Origin of the sequence: Rhizobium sp. EC-SD404, assembly GCF_902498825.1 — a bacterium.
Taxonomy (GTDB): Bacteria; Pseudomonadota; Alphaproteobacteria; order Rhizobiales; family Rhizobiaceae; genus Georhizobium.
In genome coordinates this window covers 81,788-101,536 of record NZ_LR701459.1, presented here as the reverse complement: position 1 = coordinate 101,536, position 19,749 = coordinate 81,788, and the positions used below count along the sequence as shown (strand labels likewise).

Genomic DNA, 19,749 nt, shown 5'->3' with positions numbered 1-19,749 from the left:
CCGCCTCACGGCGTCGATGGCGCAGCCGTCTTGATCAGCGTTGCGGCGCGACCGAACATGCGCCGCAGCAGGCTTGCCAACGCCCGTCCGAGCGAGGCCGTCGGCGCGACATTGATCGGCGTCTTGCTGAAGAGCCAACCGATCACGATGTGGCGAACATCGGCCGCATCGTAGGTGACTGCGCCGTTTCGCTCGCAGGCGGCGACGATCTCCACCCTCACCATATTGGCGTCGACGGCACGGTCCAGCACCCGCCCCGCCAGGATCAGCCCATCGAAGGGCGAGAACCACATCGTATCCCCCACCTTCGATTTGGCAGAAAGGGCGCCCCGTTCGAGCACGAGTTCAGCGTCGAAGGGCGATATGGTCACGACGCGGCCCATCTCGGTGATGCCGGGGATCGCAATTCTCGTCGCGCGGTTGAGCGGAAATCGCACGTCCTCGGCTGCCGGGCGAGGCAACTCGATGCAGACGAGCAGCGAGACGAACGCGTAGACCATGACGATAAGTCCCCAGGCGATGGAGAAGGCGTCGAGATCGTTGTGGGTGTTGAGGATCGGCCCGCGCACCATGCCTATGAAGGTGAGAACGATGATCGCGAAGAAGGTCAGCGCCAGCGGGTAAATCACCTGCACTTTGCTGCGGTCCTCGCCCTTGGCCGTCACCTTGAACGGCCGGCCGAAGGGCCTGACGATCGCGTGGGCGATGGCCACCGTGATCGGCAGGGCGACCACCATCTGCGAGACTTCGGTGAAGAGCGGCAGCGAGCGCCGTCCAGACACCCACGCATGGAAGATCCACATCCCTGCGACCGTCGGCAGCGCATAGAGGAAGAAAGCGGCCGGCTCCATCAAAATAGCCGGCAGCCCCATGAAGTAATAAAGGATCGGCGCGGCGAGCAGCATCAGGATGAACGGCCGGCAGAACCAGAAGAGCAGGCCGTGGAAATAGTGCAGCCTGGCGGTGAAGTTGTAGCCTGAGCCACGGAACGGCCCATCCTTCAGAAGCGCCCCCTGGATCGTGCCGAGGCACCAGCGGCAGCGCTGCGTGATATAGCCCGAGAGACTTTCGGCAGAAAGGCCCACCGACAGGCGCTCGTTCAGCCACCGCGTTTTGAAGCCCTTCTGAAGCAGCCGGTAGGTGAGGTGGATATCCTCCGTGACGGTCTCATGCGGCATGCCGCCGATGAGATCGAGCGCGCCGCGCCGCACGACGCAGGACGTGCCGACGCAGAACGCTGCGCCCCACGCATCTTTCGAAGGCTGCATCACGTCGAAGAAGATGCGCTGGTCGTCGACCCACGCATCCTTGGCGAGGAGATTATGCTGGACCGGATCGGCGTTGTAATAGAACTGCGGTGTCTGTACGACGCCGATCGTCTCGTCGGAGAACTGGCCGACGGTCCGCTTGAGAATGGGCGACTGCGGCGCGAAGTCGGCATCGAGGATGAGCACGAAGGGCGCATTGGAAATCTCGGCCGATCGCGCAAGGCCATTATTGAGATTGCCGCCCTTGGCGCCCTTGTTGTCGGCCCGCGTGATGTGATGCACCCCGACCTTGGCGCAGAATTCGCCGAGCCAGGCGCGATTGCCGTCGTCGAGCACGTAGACGGTAAAATTCGGGTAATCGATTGCCTTTGCCGCAAGGATTGTGCGTTCGAGGATGAGAAGGTCTTCGTTGTATGTGCAGATGAAGACGTCGACGCCCGGCACCGCCTCGCCGCGCCCGGCGGCTTCTTCCAAAGCGCGCTGGCTTTCATTCGCCTCCGCCGTCCGGTCGCTTCGTTTGAAGAAGAACACGATGGAGAGGATCGTGTAGAAAACGATGATCGTCTCGAAGGCGAGATAGATGCGCGGCCAGATCGCATACGCGCTCCACTCGAACTGGGGCAGCGTATCGGAGAGGCGGAACAGCAGATAATTACCGATCATCACGATGACGATTGTGCCGAAGACGACGCGATCGAGCGTCTTGTTGCTGTCGAGGAGAAAAGCACAGGCGAGGACGAGCACAGCCGCGATAAGGGAGAAAAGGCCCGCGTCGCTGAGCGTTACGGTTTCGGGCGACATGAAGGTGGCTCCAGGGGTGTTGCGGCGCTCTCCCTGCGCCCGGTGAAGGGGTTCCAGTCGAGCGCGGCCAGCGCCGCCCACGCGGTCGCGCCGACATGCGGCAAGCGGTAATATTTGAAATCGCCCGGTTGGGACGCCGGCCCCACGCTCAGGCCTGTCGTGAGTTCCTCGTCGGCGGTGGCGTAGACGAGGCCGCTGGTTGCGAAATTCTCCGCGATCGTCGCGAACAGCGGCTCCGCCTTGTCTGCAGCGCCGGTCAACCGGTAGGTGAGCGCCGCCTGCGCCGTGCCCTCCAGCCAGATGCCGTCGCGATCGTCGTTGAAGTCGAAGCCCGTGACAGCTGGCCCTCCAATGCCGTGATTTTCTTCGGTCCAGGCCATGATCTCGTCGGCGCGATCGGCGAAGCGGGAAGTCGCGATCGGCGCCCAGAGCTGTGCGTCGAGGCCGGAGCTCGTCAGGTTCGGCGTGTCGCTGTCGGGCAGAGTTCCGATATGGAGGCTGCCGGTGTCGGGCCGCCACATTGCTTCGAGAAGCGCATCGGCGCCTTCTGCGGCCCCCGCCCAACCGGCGCCGCCGTCGAGGCTTTCGAGCCAGCGATTGGCGGCGTAGACGTCGATATTGTGTTCGGTCGATTTCCAGGTCTGCAACTGCGGCGCGGGTTCATGGCCGAAGAAGCCACCGAAATAGCCTTTGCCCGCCGGATCGCGCGTCTGAGCGTTGATGAAATCCATGACGTCCATCGCAGTCTGCAGGAAGATCGGTTCGCCCTCTTCCGCATTGGCCGTCATCAGAGCCAGCGCGCCCCATGCCGTGCTGCCGGTTGCCGAGCCGACCTGGTAGCCGTCCTCGATCCAAAGATTGGCGTTCGCGTCCCAGTACCCGGGAAGCAGCACGCTTTCCTCCGCCTGCGACACGGGACCCGACCGATAGGCATTGCGCAGTCGCCCGTCGTGATAATGCCGGTCGGTGGCATGCGCGACGATCAGCGCGTCGGCGACACGCCGCGCTTTTTCCGGCTTGTCGCATGCATAAAGCGCAATTGCGGCCAGCGCGTTGTCGTAGGTGAACGCAGTGTTTTCCAGCGAGGGATGCAGCCGCGAGCCGGCATTCGCCGCTTCGAAGCTGCGGTAGAAATACGGGCCCTCGCCATCCGGCATCAGCGCGTCGAGCGCAGCGCAGGCCGAGCAGGCGACGCTTTCGCGCATGGAAGTGGTGTCGTCACCGGGTGCGTCTTGAGCGAGCGCCGTGCTCGCCCCAAGCAGGCACGACAAAGCAGCTGCCACCGATGGATGAAGGCGACCAGCGTCCGATCTCCCCATCAAGCGCGCCGAGCCGCGACGATCCTGCTTAGCCGTCGACATTGGAGCGCGCCTCAATAGTTGACGCGCGCAACCGTTGCGGCAACAGCTTCTTGGTCGCTGTCGGCCGCCGCCTGGGCAAAGCCGAGAACGCCGTCCAGCCGAAGATAGGGACCGACGACCGCCGCGACGTCGGTGGAATAGCGCACCAGCTTTTCGATCATCGGCTCGCCGAGCGAAACCACGACATCCTCGCCGACATGGCACCCGAAGAACTTCGACTGATCGTCCTCGACCAGCCCGGAGCCTTCGCCGTCTCCGGCTTCGCTGTCGAGCTCGACGAGGACATACACCTCATGTCCCTCGGCTTCGGGAAGCTCTTCGAAGTAGCGGTCTTCGCCGCCCTTGCCGAAATAGCGCACGATCTTTGAGACGCGGCCCTGGCGTTGCTGCCCGATGCTGCGGATGTTGACCAGCGACGGCGTCCCGATTTCGATGTCGGCCACATCACGGCTCGAATAGACGGCGGCGACGAAGGCTTCGTTGCAATCGAGCGACCGGGCGATCGGCTGGCCCTGGGTCAGGAAGTTGCCATAGGCGGCTTCGACGCTGACCACTTGGCCGGATGCTTCGACCATGACTTCGGCTGCGCCGATGCCACCGAGACGGTTCTGTTCGCCATCGAGCAACTGGGTCAGTTCGGTCAGCCGGCGCTCCATCTGGCTGATTTCGGTTTCGGCTTCTTCCACGTCCACCGCAAGGGTCTTCCGCTGCAGTTCCAGCGATAAAATGTTGGTGGCGCTCTGGCCGCCGGTGAAGATGCCTTGCTCGAAAAGCGAGCGCAGCAATTGCTGCCGTTTCAGTTCGCCTTCGGCACCCTGCAATTCGAACTCGGCCGCCGCCCGCTGCTGGAGCAATGGTTCCATGCTCTCGGCCTTAATGACACCGCGTTCCAGCAGGATCTGCTGGCGTTCGACCAGCGCCTGCTGCTCGCTCGCCTTTGCCTGGAAATATTGAACGTTCGAGCTGGCACCCTCGACGATGGAGGCGAGTTCTTCCAACGCGCCACGCTTGACGTCGGTGATCTGGATGTCGATCAGCGTCAACCGGTCACGGCGTTGGTCGAGCGCGGCCAGCTCGTTGTTCAGCCGCTCCTCGATATCGAGCTTCTCCAATCGCAGGCCGACCACGGAGGTCTGGTCCTGGTTCGGGTTCGACATCACGGCGGCCACGAAGCCTGGTTCGACGGCAGCGCCGACTTCCAGCCGGATGTCGTCGATCCGCCCGTAGATAGGAGATGTGATGAGATGCACGGGTGCGTTCACCACCGCTTTTTCGGAGACGATGAAGAACTGGTTCGGGATCATGGCGAAGGCCATGGTCGAAACCAACGCTGCAGCAAAGATGAAGCCGAATGCGCGCGCGATGCCCAGGACACGATGGTCGGACGTGCCGCCGATTTTAGAACTCGTCATAACTTTCAATCTCCGTCTCGAATCATCCGAGGCCAATTGAAAGGCGTTTCCAAGCGGGACCTCTTGGCGGGTCTGAGCAGCAGCGCTCCGCTTAAGGCGAGCTATTAATCCTTTTTTAACTTGGGGTAAAGCGGACCAAGGTCCGACTATACAATCAAATCGTACAATCTTCGATTGGTATTAGACGTGATCCTATGTACTGATGCGATATTTATGAGCGCAAAAAGTGCGCTTTGTTTCTATATCGGGCAGGATCTGACTAATTAATATGCGATTAAGCATCTTGCAGGGTTTTCGTCTAAACATAACGTCAGTACGCGTGGCATATGGGGTACCTGCCACGCGTAATGTCGCAAGCGGGTTGCTGCATCAACGCGCGCCGTTCCAGTCGAGCAAGTCGAAGATAGCGCCCACATCCGCGCTCTTCTCTAGCGTCCAGACCATGTCGAAGACCTGCTGCATGCGCGCGTTGTCGATCAAGCCTTCTGCGCAGTCGCGGAACTTGCCTTCCAGCTCCGCATCGGAGAGGGGATTGTGTGGGCTACCTCGGTAGTTCTCGTCTGCCCAACGCTCGATGATGCGGCCGTCGGTCGTCGTTACTTCGATCTTCGAACGGATGCGATCCCATCCCATGTCCTCGATCGACTGGTCGAATTCCGTCTCGATTCGGGACTGCATGTCCTGCGATGCGGCCGAAGACACGAACTCGTCGGTAAATTCCGCCTTGCCGGCGCGCCCGGCGAGAATGATCGCGGTCAGCAGGAAGGCGAAGGAGAACTTGCCCTCCAGTTCGGTGCGGGCAATGCGGAAGCGGATCGGGCCGAGCACGTTGCTGCCGGCCTTGAGTTTCACGGAATGGACGTCTTTCGCCTCAAGCCCGTTCTCGCGCATCAGGAAAAGCAGGGCGTCCATGCTCGGGTGGGTGAGCACGCCCGAAGGGTATGGCTTGATCGAGACGCCGGGGCTTTCCATCGTGTGCGGCTTGCCGAACTTGTCGTTCACCAGTGCCGGTTCGCCGCCGGGCCCGGCAATTGCGAGATAGCCCCAGCGGCCATCGAGCGCTTCCGGATTGGCCGAAAAGCCGTGCCGCACGAGAAGAGCCGCTGTGATGCCGTTTTCGGCGGCGCGACCGACATGCATCGGCTTGGTCATCGTGCCGAAGCCCGCGCGAATGCCGGAAGCCATGGAAGCCGCGACGCCGAGCGTCTTCGCCACGTCTTCTTCGTCCATGCCGAGCATCTTGGCCGCCGCCGCAGCGGCCGCAAACGTGCCGATCGTGCCGGATGTGTGGAAGCCGCGCATGTAGTGATCCGGGTTGATCGCCTCGGCGATCTTGCAACCCACTTCGAAGCCGGCCGTGAACGATGTCAAAAGCGTCTTGCCGTCGACGGGCTTGCCCGTTTCGCCGGCGACCAGGTCGGCCATGGTCAGTGCGGCGACCAGCGGCGGCATGGTCGGATGCATCAGCAGGCCATAGGGCCGGCCCGGACCTTCGGCGAGCTGCGTGTCATCCCAGTCCATCGCGTGGCCAGCGGTCGCGCTCCAGAGCGCGGCGAGATGGGCGGGCACATTGCGCGACGCATACCCGATCAACCGCGCCTGCGGCGTGCCGCCAAGGCTGTCGATATAGGCGCCAAGGGGCGCCATGCCCGGCTGTTCGGATCCGGCGAGCGCAACGGCCAGGCCGTCGAGGACGCAGCGCCGCGCGATGCGCAAGGTCTCGTCGTTGAGGTCCTCGAAACGGTGGTTGGCGACGAACGACGCGGCGGCCTTGGTGAGGCCGGCGAGATGGGCGTGGGGGTCGGTGTTCGTGGCAGCTTGCGTGTCAGGCTGGCGCGCGGGGTTGCTCATGGGGTTTCCTCCCTCATTCTGAAGTCTTTCGGCAAGCGGGTAAGCCGCCCGCTTATGTGTTGGTCGCGTCGCGCATGGCCTTGATCAGCGCCGAGTTCTGCTCGAAGCCGATACCTGGTGCGTCCGGCAGGCCGACACGGCCGTTCTCGACCTTGATGCCGTCGGCAAAGCCGCAGAACGGCTTGAAGACCTCCGGATAGCTTTCATTGCCACCGAGCTTCAGGCCGGCTGCTATGTTCAGCGACAGCTGGTGCCCGCCATGCGGCACGCAATTGCGGTTGGAGAAACCTTCCTTGCCGATCGCTTCCAGCGTCCGCATATATTCGACGAGACCGTAGGACAGCGCGCAGTCGAACTGCAGCCAGTCGCGATCGGGCCGCATGCCGCCATAGCGCGCGAGGTTGCGGGCATCCTGATGCGAGAAGAGGTTCTCGCCGGTCGCCATCGGACCCGGATAGATCTTCGAAAGCTCGTTCTGGATGTGATAGTCGAGCGGGTCGCCGGCTTCCTCGTACCAGAAGAGGTTGTAGGGTTTCATCGCTTCGCCGTAGGCGAGCGCGGTTTCCAGGTCGAAGCGGCCATTGGCGTCGACGGCGAGATACTTGCCTTCGCCAACCACTTCCAGCACGGCCTCGATGCGGCGGATGTCCTCGTCGAGCGGCGCGCCGCCGATCTTCATCTTCACCACTTCGTAGCCCATGGCGCGGTAGCGCCGCATCTCGTCCTGCAGCTGGGTGTCGTCCTTGCCGGGATAATAGTAGCCGCCGGCGGCATAGACGAAGACCGAGTCGTCATGCGTGCCGTCGCCATACGTGTCGGCCAGATGCTTGTAGAGCGGCACGCCGTTGATCTTGGCCACCGCGTCCCACACCGCCATGTCGACGACGCCGACGGCAACCGACCGCTCGCCGTGGCCGCCGGGCTTCTCGTTGACCATCATCGTCGCCCAGATCTTGTGCGGGTCGAGATTGGTGCCGTCGTCGCGGATGAGGCTTTCCGGATTGGCTTCGCGCAGGCGCGGCAGGAAGCGTTCGTTCAACAGCCCGCTTGCCGCGTAACGGCCGTTGGAATTGAAGCCGTAGCCGACGACCGGCTTGCCGTCCTTCACCTGGTCCGTCACCACCGCCACGACGCTCGCCGTCATCTTGGAGAAGTCGATGAACGAATTGCGGATGGGCGAGGAGATCGAGACGACCGCTTCGCGGATGTCGACGATTTTCATGTCTTGGGGCCTTTCGTGTTGGCGGCGAAACGAATGAGGAGGGGTGGCGCGATCACATTGGTGAGAAAGGATCGCGTGAATTGGAAACCGGCGACTATGGCCGAGGCAGCGCCGAGTGCCTTGGCCGAAGCGATCATCTCGCCCAGACCGCCGGGCGCGACGCCGAGGGCAAGAGATATAGGGCTCTCATCGACGAAGAGCTGCAGGATCGGCACGAAACCAAAGATCATGATCGCGATCAGCCCGCCGCTGCAGATGACCGCGGCAAGCGCTGCGCGCGGCACCCGGGCGAAATCTTCCTTCTTCAGCCGCGCGCCGAGCGAGAAGCCGATGAGGATCTGCGCAACGACCAGCACACCCCAGGGCATCTGGGCGATCGAGACTTCGAAGGAGACGAGCACGATGCCGACGGCCATGGGCATGATCACCCAGGGATTGAGGACGCCGAGCTTCGACGTGACGATCGACAGGACAAGCCCGCCGACGAGGCAGGCGAAAAGCGCGATAATGCTCGCCGATGGATCGATCGTTGCCTGCACGGCGCTGCGGTCGATCCCGAAGAGAAACGGCACCAGCACCACGATCATCACCACGCGCAACGTGTGGACGACCATGACCACATCGGCCTGCGCGCCGGTTTCGCGGGCGAGCGACGCCATCTCGGACATGCCGGCCGGCAGTGTCGACAGAAGCGCGCTCTTGCGATCGACATTGGCGATCTTCGCCAGCGGAAACGCCAGCAGCACGCCGAGAGCGTTGGCGACGATGGCGGCCGCCACCATTGCCGGGAAATAGGAGAGAAGCTCGCCGAGGATGTTCGGTGTGAGGACGGCGGCCGTTGCAGCACCGATCAGGAGCTGTCCGAGCCGCCGCACATATTTGGTTTTGCCGCCAAGCCCGATGGTGTTCGCGTAGATCGCGCTTCCCGCCATCGCACCGAGGATCCAGGCCAGCGGGATCCCCGTGAGCGACGCGAGCCACCCGCAGATGGCCGAGGCGAGGATGCCCCCCGCAAGCTGCAGGTTGGCGGAAAGGGTCATGAAAGGTAGGTGCCACCATTCACATGCAGCGTCTCTCCGGTGATGTAGCGTCCGGCGCTGCCCGCGAGATAGGCGACCGCTTCGGCCACGTCTTCCGGTGTGCCGCGGCGACCGACCAGGGTCTTGCGCGTATCGTGATGCTTCGGTGCGGCGCCTTCGTTGGAGACGCGCTTGGTGTCGATCAGGCCCGGCGCCACGCAGTTGGCGGTGATGCCCTTCGGCGACAGCTCGTGCGCCATCGCCTTGGTAAGCCCGACGACACCGGCTTTCGCGGTGATGACATGGGCGCGGTGCGCAGCACCGGTGTGTCCGGTGAGACCGCCGAGATTGATGATTGCCGCCTGGTCGCTCGCTTCAAGATGCGGCAGCGCTGCCTGGCTGACGAGGAAGACCGCGTCGAGCGCAACGCCCATCACTTGGCGCCAATCGGCAAAGGTGATGTCGCCGAAAGCCGCTTCCGGCCGGATCGCTGCGTTGTTGACGACGATGTCCAGCCGGCCGAAGGCAGCCGCCGCGTCGGCGACGACGCCGCGCGCCGTTTCCGGATCCGAAAGGTCGCCCGAAAGCAGTTCCGCCTTGCGGCCGAGCGCTTCCACCGCCGCGACGGTTTCGGCGCCGGCATTCGTGTCGCGCGCAACATGCACGACGATGTCGGCACCACGGGAGGCAAGCGCGACCGCGATCGCGCGGCCGATGTTGCGCGAGGCGCCGGTGACGAGCGCGACGCGGCCTTTAAGGTCTTCACTGGTCATTTCGCAAGCTCCGCAATCAGTTCGTATCCACCCTTCATCGCTCCGATCTCGTTGCAGGCGGTCAACAGGGCATCGGCATTGTCATGGCCACCGAAGGCGACGTTGGCGCGGAACTTCGTGTCGATCTCCTCCCGCGTCAGGGGCTCTTCCGAGCCGCCGCGCATGTGACCCTGATCGGCCTCCTCGATGCTGCCGTCCTCGTACTCGATGCGCACATGGCCGGTGTAAGCCGCCGGATAGGGGTTATTCGGATCGATCTCGAAATCGACGAGCGCGCAAAGCCGCAGCAATTCGGCATCCTCGATCGCATCATCGGTGAAATCGCCGAGATCGGCATGGCCGCGCGTAAGGCCGAGCGCGACGCCGAATGGGGTCGAGAACTTCGCCGCATAGGCGGTGGGCGGGCGGCGCTTCAGTTCGATCGGCTCCCACAGGCGGTGCACGATGCCTTCCGCCGTCTTGCAGACGATGCGCTTGATGCCGTCGAGCCTCACGGTCTTGGCGCGCAGCTTCATGGCCGCGTCGATATAGGGTTGCACCATCGTACCGCATGGGTAGGGCTTGAAGGTGATCGTATCCATGACGAAGGTCTCGCCGAGCGCTTCGAACAGCTTGTCGGTCTTCGGCTCGATCGACGGCGCGAAGGTCTTGAATGCGCCATGCGTGCCCTCGAACACCATGCGCGGGCCGAAGAAGCCGGCTTCGGCCATCGCGAAGGAGCGCAGCGCCGATTGCGCCGACCAGCCCGGATGCATGCGCTTGGTCCAGCTGCCGTCGCCGAGATATTCGATGATGCCGGACGCGGTGGAGCCGGCGATGCCGAGAGCGTTGACGATCGTCTTCTCGTCGGCGCCACGCGCAACCGCGATTCCGAAGGTCGCGGCGAAGGTGCCGAGAACCGCGGTCGGGTGGAAGCCTGCCTTGTGTACGGCCTTCGGCAGCGTCAGCGCCAAGCGGCAGAGCAGTTCCGTACCGGCCGCAATGCCGAGCATCACCCGGTCGTTGGAGAGCTTGTATTTCTGCGCAGCCGCCAGCAGTGCAGGCACGATGACGACGCCCGAATGCACCGGTCCGCCTTCGAACGTGTCGTCGAAATCCTCGCCATGCGCGGCCGTGCCGTTGATGAGCGCTGCGCTCGATGCCGAGACGCGCTCCGCATGGCCGATCACGATGTGGTCGCCCGGCTCCGACGCCGCCTTGGTCGCTGCAACGTAGTCCGTATGCCGTGCGGCGACGCAGAGCCCGACGATGTCGACGAGAATGTCCCGGCTCTTGGTGCGCGTTGCGTCCGATAGGCTCTCGGGGCTCATCGAAACGCCCCAGGCGGCCAGCCGTTCGGAGACGGATTGGGTCGGTGTGTCGTGCTTCATGGGTGTCAGCTTTCGGAAACAGGCTTGGGCTTGCGGAAGAAGGCGTCGTAGACGTGCTTGCCGATCGAACCGGCGATGAACAGGAAGGCGAGCAGCAAAAGGCTGAGCGAAATCCGGTCGTCCACGAAGATCATGTAGTCGTCTCCCGACAGCACCAGCGAGCGTCGGAAGTTGCTTTCCACGAGGTAGCCGAGCACGAGGCCAAGCACCGTCGGCAGGAACGGGAAGCGCAGCATGCGCATGAAGAAGCCGAGCACGCCGGCCGCGAGCATGATGCCGAGATCGAAGGTCTCGTTGTGGATCGAGTAGATGCCCGAGAGGATCAGCGCCAGGATGAACGCATTGAGATAGGGGCGCGGCCGGTTCACCAGCCAGATGCAGACCGGCAGCATCAGGAAGCCCATGATGACCATGCCGATCGTCGCCGCAAACAGGCCGGCATAGAGCCCGTAGACCACTTCGCCGGAGCGCTCGAAGAGCATCGGTCCCGGCACGATGCCGTGGATGAGGAAGCCGCCGAGCAGGATGGCGGTGGAGTTCGAACCCGGAATGCCGAAGGAGAGCAGCGGCACCAGCGCGGTTTCTGCAACGGTGTTGTTCGCGGTCTCCGGCGCGGCGATGCCCTCGGGCGAACCCTTGCCGAATTCCTCCGGATATTTCGACCAGCGACGCGCTTCGTTGTAAGCCATGAAGGAGGCGATCGTGCCGCCGGCACCGGGCATGACGCCCTCGAACGTTCCGATGCCGTTGCCGATCATCTGCGCCGGGATCAAGCGCTTCGTGAGCTTCCAGTCCGGGAATTGAATCCGCGGGCGGGACGTCACGCGTTCGTCGGCGCCACGCTTGCTGGCCTGGATCAAAAGTTCGCTCATGGCGAAGAGACCGACCATGATCATCACCGGCTCGATGCCACCGAGCAGCTCGGACGAACCGAAGGTGAACCGCGTACCGCCCGTGACCGGATCGCTGCCGATGGTCGCGATCATCAGGCCGAGAATGGCAGCGATGAAGCCCTTAACGAGGTTTTCACCCGACAGCGTCGCGATGACCGAAAGACCGAGAATGCCGAGTGCGAAATACGCCATCGGCGTGAAGTTGAGCGCAACGAGGGCCAGCGGGCCGGAAAGCGCCATCAGCATGACCAGGCCGAACATGCTGCCGTAGAAACCGGAGGTGAGCGAGATGCCGAGTGCGAGGCCCGCCTTCCCTTGAAGGTTCATCTCGTAACCGTCGATGACGGTCGCCGCGGCCGCGTTGGTGCCGGGCGTGCGGATGAGGATGGCAGGCACCGAGCCGCCATATTCCGCGCCGATATAGGTGGAGGCGAGCAGCACGATCGCGCCGGTCGGATCCATCGTGTAGGTGAAGGGCAGGAGCAGGGCCATCGTGATGGATGGCGAGATCCCCGGCAGCGCACCGCCCATGATGCCCCAGGTGACGCCTGCCAGCGCGGCGAGAAGAATGTGCCAATCCAGAAGATAGGCAGCCGTGAGTGCGATCGTTTCCATGGTCAGTCGTCCTTAATCGCTCTCAAAGCCCAAGCGGCGCGAGCACGCCGGCCGGCATGCGCACGCCCAGCAGGGTGACGAACATCGCGTAGAGGAAGACGGCTCCGAAGAGGCCGATGCCGATCAGGCGGCCCGAGAAGCCGGCGCCGAGATAAAGCGCGGTCGTGATGATCAAAAGTCCGATGGACATCAGATAGCCGACGCTTTCAACGATGAAGATATAGCCCATCGCGATCACGAGCAGTCCGAACGCATAGGCGATCTTACGCCCCTGTCCTTCCCACTCGCCTTTGACGGGCTCGGATCCAGCCGGTGCGGCGAGCCTTCGCGCGAAAACGCCTTGTATGATCAGGACCGCTCCCAGGCCGACGAGCAGCCATCCGTAGATGCGCGGCAGGCCACCGGGACCCATGCTGTCGTCCAGCGCGCTGACGCGCAGCTGATAGGCGAAGTACAGGTAAACGGCACCGATCACGATGGTCGCGACACCACCGACGAAATCTCGGGTCAACATGACGGTCTCACACCCTGGAAGCAGGAACTGGAAAAAGGAACGGCGCCCCGAAAGGCGCCGCTCCGAAAGCCAATTGGCTTATTCAATGACGCCTGTATCTTTCAGGAACGTCGACGTCTCGGTACCGAATTGCTCGATGAACGCGACATAGTCGTCATGGCCGATGAATTCGGCGCGAAGGTTGTTCGCTTCATATGCGGCCTTGTACTCTTCATCTTCGAGAACGGCCTGCGTGGCTGCTTCCCAGGCTGCGATCACGTCGTCCGGCAGACCCTGCGGGCCTGCAAGACCGCGGAACTTGCGCACCACGACGTCGTAGCCGCTTTCGGCCACCGTCGGGAGGTCCGGGAACGAGTCGAGCCGCTCGTCGCTGAACGTGGCGAGCAGGCGAAGTTCGCCGGCTTCGAGCTGTGACTGGATTTCCTGCACTTCGCCGACGCCGATCTGCAGCGTGCCGTTCAGCACATTGATCATCAGATCGCCGCCGCCTTCATGCGTCACGACCGCAGCGTCGACCTCGGCGGCTGTCTTAAGCTGCTCCAGGGCCTGGCGCTCCAGCGATGCCGGGTTCGCAGCGCCCCACTGGCCGCGACCGTCGCGCGCAAACTGGATGACGTCTTCGAGCGTTTCGAATTCGCTGTCGGCAGCCGTGTAGATGACTTCCGGATCGATGAAGAAGTTCACCAGCGGCTCCAGATCCGTGTACTTGTATTCCGGATCTGAAAGCAGCGACGTGTAGATGAAGGTCGGCGTCGTGGCATAGAAGATCGAGCCGTCCGCCGGGGCCTGCGCGAGGCGCGCCATGGCCGATGCGCCCGAACCGCCGCTGACGTTCTCGACGATCACGTTCGCGCCGAGATAGGGGGCGAGATAGCGCGACAGTTCCCGCAGGAAAACGTCGCTGCCGCCGCCGGGGCTGGAATGGGTGATGAGCGTGACCGTCTCGACGGGATACTCCTGAGCCTGAACGGCTGTGCCGCTCAGGATGAACGCGGCGCTGGCCGCCGCATAAAGTGGCAGTCGTGTCATAGCAATCCTCCCAGAGTGCCGACGGACATTGATCGTCCGTCGGACGAAGCCGTTCTTGGCAGGTCTTCGGGATCAGCTTTTACAGTCGCCCAAAGCCTGGCGGAGACTAGGCCCCGCAATTGTAAAGTGTCAACAATATATTTGCCTGTGACGCTCAGTCGAGCGCCACCCGCGTTTCGCGGAACGCATCCTGGTTGAGCGTGAGGCCGAGGCCCGGCCGCTCGGGGATCTTGATCATGCCGTTGACCGGCTTCGGCGCATCCGTGAACATCATTTCGCCCACGGCGACCATGCCCAGATGCCACTCGACGATCCAGCCATTCATCATGCCAGCGAGCAGGTGCATGTTGAACAGCGGCCAGCCGCCGCCATTGGCGATCGGCATGTTGTAGATCTGCGCGAGGTGGGCGATCTTGCGTGCCTCGGTATATCCGCCGCAATAGGTCACGTTCGGCTGCAGGATATCGAGCGACTGGTGCTCGACGAATTCGCGCACGCGCCAGCGATGGCCTTCCATCTGGCCGGCTGCGATCGGGATCTTCGTGTGACGGCGCAGGTCGCCGAGCGCGCGCGCATCGTTCTGCGTTAGCGGCTCTTCGAACCAGGTGATGCCGCAATCCTCGATCTCGCGGCAGAGATATTTGGCCTCGACCGGATTGAAGAGATAGTTGGCATCGATCATCAGGTCGATCTCTGAGCCGACCGCATCGCGGATCGCCTTCACGCGGCGCGCATCCTCGCGCCAGCCACCCTTGTCGACCGCAACGACCGATTTCAGGGCCTTGAAGCCGTTCGCAACATGCAGTTTCGCCGCTTCGCCGAGCAGGTCGATGTCGTATTGCGGAAAGCCGAAAGTGACGTAGCAGGGCACCTCGGTGCGCGCGCCGCCGAGCATTGCTGCGATCGAGCGGCCTTCCTTTTTGCCGATGATGTCCCACAATGCGATGTCGAGGCAGGAAAGCGCCATCGAGATCGTGCCGCTCATGGCGCGGGGGTTGAGCTTCTGCCAGACACGCTGGTGGATCTTTTCGAGATCGCGGACGTCCATGCCTTTCACGCAAGGCAGGATGTGTTTCTCCAGCGCCACGATCACCGCTCGCGACAGGAAATGTCCCGTCAAGCCGTAACCGACGATGCCTTCGTCGGTCTCGACCTGGCAGAAAACGAAATGCGTCTGCTCTTCGCGTCCGTAGCCTTGGACGCGACCCTCGAGAAGCGGAATCTCGATCGAGAATCCGTGCAGGCTGGCTTTGATGTCTTGAATGATCACGACGCACCTCCCCTTGTCATCTGCGCCATTGTCTAGCGGACTTCATTATTGTAGACAATCGACAAAATGGGAGGATGTGATCATGAATCAGGAAGCTTTGCCGACGCTCGTCCAGTCAAACCGGCTGATGGACGGATTCCGCACCGAGACCGTCAAGACGCGCGGCGCCGAAATCCACGTCGCGATCGGCGGCGAAGGACCGCCGTTGCTTCTGATCCACGGCAATCCCCTGACACATGTCAGCTGGCACAAAGTCGCGCCGACGCTGGCCAAGTCCTTCACGGTGATCGCGCCCGATCTGCGAGGCTACGGCGACAGCTCCAAGCCCGATGGCGGCGACGACCACGCGGGCTACACGTTCCGCGCCATGGGCGAAGACAATTTCGACGTGATGGATCATTTCGGGTTCGACCGGTTCCAGATCGCAGGCCACGACCGTGGCGCCCGCGTGGGCTTCCGCATGGCGCTCGACCAGCCGCAACGCGTGGAACGCCTCTGCGCGCTCGACATCGTGCCGACGCATCACGTTTTGAACAACGTGTCGCTCGGCTGGGGCCTGGAGAGTTATCACTGGTTCTTCATGGCGCAGAAGGCGCCGTTCCCGGAGCGGCTGATCTGCGCCGATCTCGACTACTACATCCATTACAAACTCAACAAGAAGGGCGTCGGCCTGGAGATATTCACCAAGGAAGCAATGGATGAATATGTGCGTTGCACGACGCCCGAGCAGATCCATTCGGTTTGCGAGGATTACCGCGCGACGGTGACGCTCGACCTTGCGATGGACACCGCCGACTACGGCAAGCGCAAGATCGAATGCCCGGTGATGGTGATCTGGGGCACGAACAGCCATTGCGGCCGCCACTTCAAGCCGGTCGAAGCCTGGAGCGAGTGGGCCGATGATGTCGCCGGCTTTGGCGTGCCGACGGGCCACTATCCGGCGGAGCATCGCCCGGACATCATCTATCCGCTGTTCTTCGACTTCTTCACGGGTCGCAAGCCGCATTACGAAGCGGACAGCGCGGCATGAGGGCAGGCAGCGTCAAGCGCGTCGGCGCTGAAGAAGCGCGCCGGCAGGTTCACGGCTCGGGCGAGATCGCCTTTCTCGATGTGCGCGAAGCAGGGCAATTCGGCGAAGGGCACGCGCTTTTCGCCATCCCCTGCGCCTATTCCCGTCTTGAAGCCCGCGTGCCCGATCTCATCCCGCGCCTCACCGTGCCCGTGCTTCTTGTCGATGACGGTGACGGCATCGCCGAGCGCGCCGGCGCGCGGCTCGTGGATATGGGCTACAGCGACGTCGCGCTGATCGACGGCGGCATGCCGGCTTGGGCCGCGGCAGGCTTCCCGGTCTACAAGGGCGTCAATGTCCCATCCAAGGTGCTCGGCGAAATCGCCGAGGGCATTTGGCATCCCAAAATGATCACGCCCGAAGAACTGGCAGCCTGGAAGGCGCAGGATCGCTCGTTTCAATTCTACGATGCCCGACCCCCTTCGGAATACGCGAAGATGCGCGTGCCGGGCGCCGAGTGCCTGCCGAACGGTGAACTCGCGCACCGGCTTCCCGCGCTCGCCGACGGTGAAACGCCGATCGTCATCACCTGCGCCGGCCGCACGCGCGGCATCATCGGCGCGATCGGCGTGATGCTTGCGGGCCATGCGGGACCCGTCATGGCGCTCGAAAACGGAACCCAGGGCTGGGCCTTGTCCGGTGGCAAGCTGGAGCGAGGAAACCGCGCGGCCCCTTATCCCGTTCTAAGCGAGGCGCAGCGGGACGAAAGCCGCGACACGGCCATGACGCTCGTCCGCAAGTACGGTCTGGAGACCGCCGATCCCGCGCGCGTCGAAGCGCTTCTCGCTGAACCCGACGCGACGACCTATCTCCTCGATGTCCGCTCGACCGAGGAGGCGGCAGGCGATCCGATCCCCGGCGCCGTCCATGCTCTCTCGGGTCAATTGGTCCAGGCGACCGATCAATGGGTTGCCGTCCGCAATGCGCGCATCGTCCTTCTGGACGATGGCGGCATGCGCGCCGCACTTGCGGCCTTCTGGCTGCACCAGCTTGGGTACCAGCCCTATGTTTGCATCCTCGACGAAGCAGTGCGCGCAACGCTTAAGCGCCTCCATGCTCAGGGAGCTGCAGGGACACGTCCGACGCTCCCGAAGCCGAAGCCGCTCGAAACGATCGATCCGGTGCGCGCCCGATATTGCGTCGCTCTCGGAGAGGCGGTCTTCGTCGACATGCGCGGGTCGCTCGACTACCGCAAGGCCCATGTGGAAGGCGCGCACTGGCTGGTTCGTCCACGCGCCGAACACCTGGCGGCAGCGATCGCCGGCAAAAGCGTCTATCTTGTCGCGGATGACATCGATGCGGCCGCTTGGGCCGCAGAGGATCTGCGCAAGGCAGGTGTAAAGGACATCCGCGTCGTCGAAGGCGGTCATGCGGCTCTGGCGAAAGCCGGTTCGCCGATCGTCGAAACACCCGGCGAACCGTCGGATGCCGATGCCATCGACCATCTCTTCTTCGTGCACGATCGCCACGACGACAATCTCGAAGCGTCACGCCGCTATCTCGAATGGGAGACCGGCCTGATCGCGCAGATGGACGCGGTGGAAAAGGCAGACTACCGCATCACGGCGCCAAACGCCTAACCCCACCACTCCAGAACCTTCCAACCCGCTGCTCGGACATGCGTCCGCGGCGGGTTTTTTGCGGGCTGTTTTGACAAGCGGATGCAAAAAACCCGGCCGTCGCAACGGCCGGGTGGAGAAGGGCGCGCCGGGGTCAGGCGCGCCGGCAGAGATGTGGTCAGCTTGCTTCGGACGCTGACCGGGACTCGGAGTTCTCAGCGGCCTGCTTCAGCTTTTTCCGTTTGGAAATCGCCTGCATGACGATCGACCCGATCATCAGCGCGAAGATCAGAAGCGCCCACGGTCGCTCAAGCCCGTAGCTGATGAAGTCGCCTCCGCTGATCTGGTTCGTGCGCAGCAGGTTGCCTTCAAGCAGGCTCCCGAGCAGAAGCCCCACGACGGCTGCCGCGACCGGATAGCCGTAGCGCACCATCGCCCAGCCAAGCACCGAGAAGATCCACAAGGTGATCGGACCCGCCGAACTTCCTTCGATCGCATAGGCGCCGAAGGTCGAGACCACGAGCACGCTCGGGATGAGGAACCGCAGAGGAACACGCACGACGTAGCTTGCAAAGTAAACGAAGCCGAGGCCGACGAAGAGAAGAAGAATGGCCTGGGCAAAGTTCGAGAAGATGACCGCGTAGACGATGTCCTTGTTGTTGGCGATGAAGCTCGGACCGCCGACGATGTTGTGCATCGCGAAGGCGGCAAGCAGAATCGCCGTCGCGCCGCCGCCGGGAATACCGAGCGCAAGCATCGTTGCCATCGCGCCGCCTTCCGACGACGAGTTGGCCGATTCCGCTGCGATGACGCCTTTCGGATTGCCCTGGCCGAACGTATCCCCGTCGGGGGCGTTCCGCTTCGTTTCCGAATAGGAAAGAAGGTTGGAAATCGACGAGCCGACACCGGGAATGGCGCCGATGACGACACCGATCACCGAACCGCGAAGGATGATCGTCGGGTAGGTGAAGGTGAGCTTCAGGCCCTCGACGATCTTCGCGAAGCTGATCTTCCGCGAGGCTTCGTCTTCGATGAGATAGGTCGTGTTGATCAATCCGATGAGCTGGCTGGCGGCCAGGAGACCCATCATCGCAGGGATTTGAGGCACGCCGTCCAGCAACCATGGAACGCCCATGGTGCCACGGATGAAGCCCGCCGTGTTCATGCCAACCGTTCCCATAAGAACGCCGAACACGCCGGCCAGCAGACCACGGCTCATATGTGCGCCCGCCAGCGAGCCGAGAAGCAGCATGCCCCAGACAGCCACGGCGAACATTTCCAGTGGACCGAGCTTGAGCACGACGCTGGACACCGGGGCGATCAGGAAGAAGAGCAAGACGTAGCTGAGCAGGCAGCCGAAGACGGATGACGCGAGCGCAACGCCGAGCGCCTGGTTGTGCTGGCCCTTGCGAGCCATCGGGTAACCATCGAACGTCGTCGCGACGGCCGAAGACGTACCCGGAATGCCCATGAGCACCGCGGGAACGGATCCGCCGAAGCCGGCGCCGGTATAGATGGCGGTCAGGAACACGATCGCCGGCAGGAAATCCATGTACAGCGTGGCCGGAAGTGCGAATGCCATGGCCATCGTGATGGAGATGCCTGGCATTGCGCCGAACACCAGACCGATGACCAGTCCCGGCAACAGGTAGAGCCAGGCGTTGATGTCGGACGAGAGGAGCGCGAACGCTCCATAGACTGAGGACATTTCGATCATGGCGCC

Annotated in this window: 15 protein-coding genes; 2 read left to right on the top strand and 13 right to left on the bottom strand. The window is 63.1% G+C overall.

What is annotated here, in order from left to right:
- Window positions 1-5: 5 nt before the first annotated feature.
- The 12 genes from GC125_RS01550 to GC125_RS01495 all read right to left on the bottom strand — a co-directional run bounded on the left by GC125_RS01550 (window position 6) and on the right by GC125_RS01495 (window position 15,398).
- Complete coding sequence (locus GC125_RS01550) at window positions 6-2,069, bottom strand: glycosyltransferase family 2 protein (RefSeq protein ID WP_151983485.1); 2,064 nt, start codon at window positions 2,067-2,069, stop codon at window positions 6-8.
- The gene (locus tag GC125_RS01545) at window positions 2,051-3,430 is read right to left on the bottom strand and encodes a hypothetical protein (protein ID WP_151983483.1); all 1,380 of its coding nucleotides are present in this window, start codon (window positions 3,428-3,430) and stop codon (window positions 2,051-2,053) included. Before GC125_RS01545 ends, GC125_RS01550 begins: the two co-directional genes overlap by 19 nt.
- Before the next feature lie 11 nt (window positions 3,431-3,441).
- Window positions 3,442-4,842 (bottom strand): HlyD family secretion protein, encoded by a 1,401-nt coding sequence (locus tag GC125_RS01540; RefSeq protein WP_151983481.1) that lies wholly within the window; start codon window positions 4,840-4,842, stop codon window positions 3,442-3,444.
- A gap of 369 nt (window positions 4,843-5,211) precedes the next feature.
- Complete coding sequence (locus GC125_RS01535; protein WP_151983479.1) at window positions 5,212-6,693, bottom strand: MmgE/PrpD family protein; 1,482 nt, start codon at window positions 6,691-6,693, stop codon at window positions 5,212-5,214.
- A gap of 52 nt (window positions 6,694-6,745) precedes the next feature.
- Window positions 6,746-7,915: a mandelate racemase/muconate lactonizing enzyme family protein gene (locus GC125_RS01530; RefSeq protein ID WP_151983477.1), complete on the bottom strand. Its 1,170-nt coding sequence runs from the start codon at window positions 7,913-7,915 to the stop codon at window positions 6,746-6,748.
- A complete protein-coding gene (locus tag GC125_RS01525; protein ID WP_151983475.1) occupies window positions 7,912-8,955 on the bottom strand; it encodes an AbrB family transcriptional regulator in 1,044 nt (347 codons plus the stop codon). The genes GC125_RS01530 and GC125_RS01525 overlap by 4 nt, the downstream gene beginning before the upstream one ends.
- Window positions 8,952-9,707 carry an SDR family NAD(P)-dependent oxidoreductase gene (locus tag GC125_RS01520; RefSeq protein ID WP_151983473.1) on the bottom strand — a complete coding sequence of 252 codons (756 nt, stop codon included), beginning with the start codon at window positions 9,705-9,707 and terminating at the stop codon, window positions 8,952-8,954. Before GC125_RS01520 ends, GC125_RS01525 begins: the two co-directional genes overlap by 4 nt.
- The gene (locus GC125_RS01515) at window positions 9,704-11,077 is read right to left on the bottom strand and encodes an MmgE/PrpD family protein (protein ID WP_151983471.1); all 1,374 of its coding nucleotides are present in this window, start codon (window positions 11,075-11,077) and stop codon (window positions 9,704-9,706) included. Before GC125_RS01515 ends, GC125_RS01520 begins: the two co-directional genes overlap by 4 nt.
- Window positions 11,078-11,082: 5 nt before the next feature.
- Complete coding sequence (locus GC125_RS01510; RefSeq protein WP_151983469.1) at window positions 11,083-12,585, bottom strand: tripartite tricarboxylate transporter permease; 1,503 nt, start codon at window positions 12,583-12,585, stop codon at window positions 11,083-11,085.
- 22 nt (window positions 12,586-12,607) lie between these two features.
- Window positions 12,608-13,099 (bottom strand): tripartite tricarboxylate transporter TctB family protein, encoded by a 492-nt coding sequence (locus GC125_RS01505; RefSeq protein WP_151983467.1) that lies wholly within the window; start codon window positions 13,097-13,099, stop codon window positions 12,608-12,610.
- A gap of 78 nt (window positions 13,100-13,177) precedes the next feature.
- Window positions 13,178-14,128 carry a Bug family tripartite tricarboxylate transporter substrate binding protein gene (locus tag GC125_RS01500; RefSeq protein ID WP_151983465.1) on the bottom strand — a complete coding sequence of 317 codons (951 nt, stop codon included), beginning with the start codon at window positions 14,126-14,128 and terminating at the stop codon, window positions 13,178-13,180.
- 154 nt (window positions 14,129-14,282) lie between these two features.
- Window positions 14,283-15,398 (bottom strand): mandelate racemase/muconate lactonizing enzyme family protein, encoded by a 1,116-nt coding sequence (locus GC125_RS01495; RefSeq protein ID WP_151983463.1) that lies wholly within the window; start codon window positions 15,396-15,398, stop codon window positions 14,283-14,285.
- An 82-nt stretch (window positions 15,399-15,480) separates the two neighbouring features.
- Here GC125_RS01495 and GC125_RS01490 point away from each other — a divergent pair, with 82 nt between their 5' ends.
- Both GC125_RS01490 and GC125_RS01485 read left to right on the top strand, forming a co-directional pair.
- Entirely contained in the window at window positions 15,481-16,428 is a 948-nt protein-coding gene (locus GC125_RS01490; RefSeq protein ID WP_286165322.1) for an alpha/beta fold hydrolase, read from the top strand.
- Window positions 16,425-18,047: a rhodanese-like domain-containing protein gene (locus GC125_RS01485; protein WP_151983461.1), complete on the top strand. Its 1,623-nt coding sequence runs from the start codon at window positions 16,425-16,427 to the stop codon at window positions 18,045-18,047. The genes GC125_RS01490 and GC125_RS01485 overlap by 4 nt, the downstream gene beginning before the upstream one ends.
- Before the next feature lie 157 nt (window positions 18,048-18,204).
- Here GC125_RS01485 and GC125_RS01480 read toward each other — a convergent pair whose 3' ends face one another.
- Window positions 18,205-19,743, bottom strand: a complete 1,539-nt coding sequence (locus tag GC125_RS01480) for a tripartite tricarboxylate transporter permease (RefSeq protein ID WP_151983459.1) — start codon at window positions 19,741-19,743, stop codon at window positions 18,205-18,207.
- Window positions 19,744-19,749: the final 6 nt, after the last annotated feature.

Bases quoted from the DNA above. Each gene is read 5' to 3' on its own strand.
- GC125_RS01550 (WP_151983485.1), bottom strand. From the start codon at position 2,069: ATGTCGCCCGAAACCGTAACGCTCAGCGACGCGGGCCTTTTCTCCCTT.
- GC125_RS01545 (WP_151983483.1), bottom strand. From the start codon at position 3,430: ATGTCGACGGCTAAGCAGGATCGTCGCGGCTCGGCGCGCTTGATGGGG.
- GC125_RS01540 (WP_151983481.1), bottom strand. From the start codon at position 4,842: ATGACGAGTTCTAAAATCGGCGGCACGTCCGACCATCGTGTCCTGGGC.
- GC125_RS01535 (WP_151983479.1), bottom strand. From the start codon at position 6,693: ATGAGCAACCCCGCGCGCCAGCCTGACACGCAAGCTGCCACGAACACC.
- GC125_RS01530 (WP_151983477.1), bottom strand. From the start codon at position 7,915: ATGAAAATCGTCGACATCCGCGAAGCGGTCGTCTCGATCTCCTCGCCC.
- GC125_RS01525 (WP_151983475.1), bottom strand. From the start codon at position 8,955: ATGACCCTTTCCGCCAACCTGCAGCTTGCGGGGGGCATCCTCGCCTCG.
- GC125_RS01520 (WP_151983473.1), bottom strand. From the start codon at position 9,707: ATGACCAGTGAAGACCTTAAAGGCCGCGTCGCGCTCGTCACCGGCGCC.
- GC125_RS01515 (WP_151983471.1), bottom strand. From the start codon at position 11,077: ATGAAGCACGACACACCGACCCAATCCGTCTCCGAACGGCTGGCCGCC.
- GC125_RS01510 (WP_151983469.1), bottom strand. From the start codon at position 12,585: ATGGAAACGATCGCACTCACGGCTGCCTATCTTCTGGATTGGCACATT.
- GC125_RS01505 (WP_151983467.1), bottom strand. From the start codon at position 13,099: ATGTTGACCCGAGATTTCGTCGGTGGTGTCGCGACCATCGTGATCGGT.
- GC125_RS01500 (WP_151983465.1), bottom strand. From the start codon at position 14,128: ATGACACGACTGCCACTTTATGCGGCGGCCAGCGCCGCGTTCATCCTG.
- GC125_RS01490 (WP_286165322.1), top strand. From the start codon at position 15,481: ATGAATCAGGAAGCTTTGCCGACGCTCGTCCAGTCAAACCGGCTGATG.
- GC125_RS01485 (WP_151983461.1), top strand. From the start codon at position 16,425: ATGAGGGCAGGCAGCGTCAAGCGCGTCGGCGCTGAAGAAGCGCGCCGG.
- GC125_RS01480 (WP_151983459.1), bottom strand. From the start codon at position 19,743: ATGATCGAAATGTCCTCAGTCTATGGAGCGTTCGCGCTCCTCTCGTCC.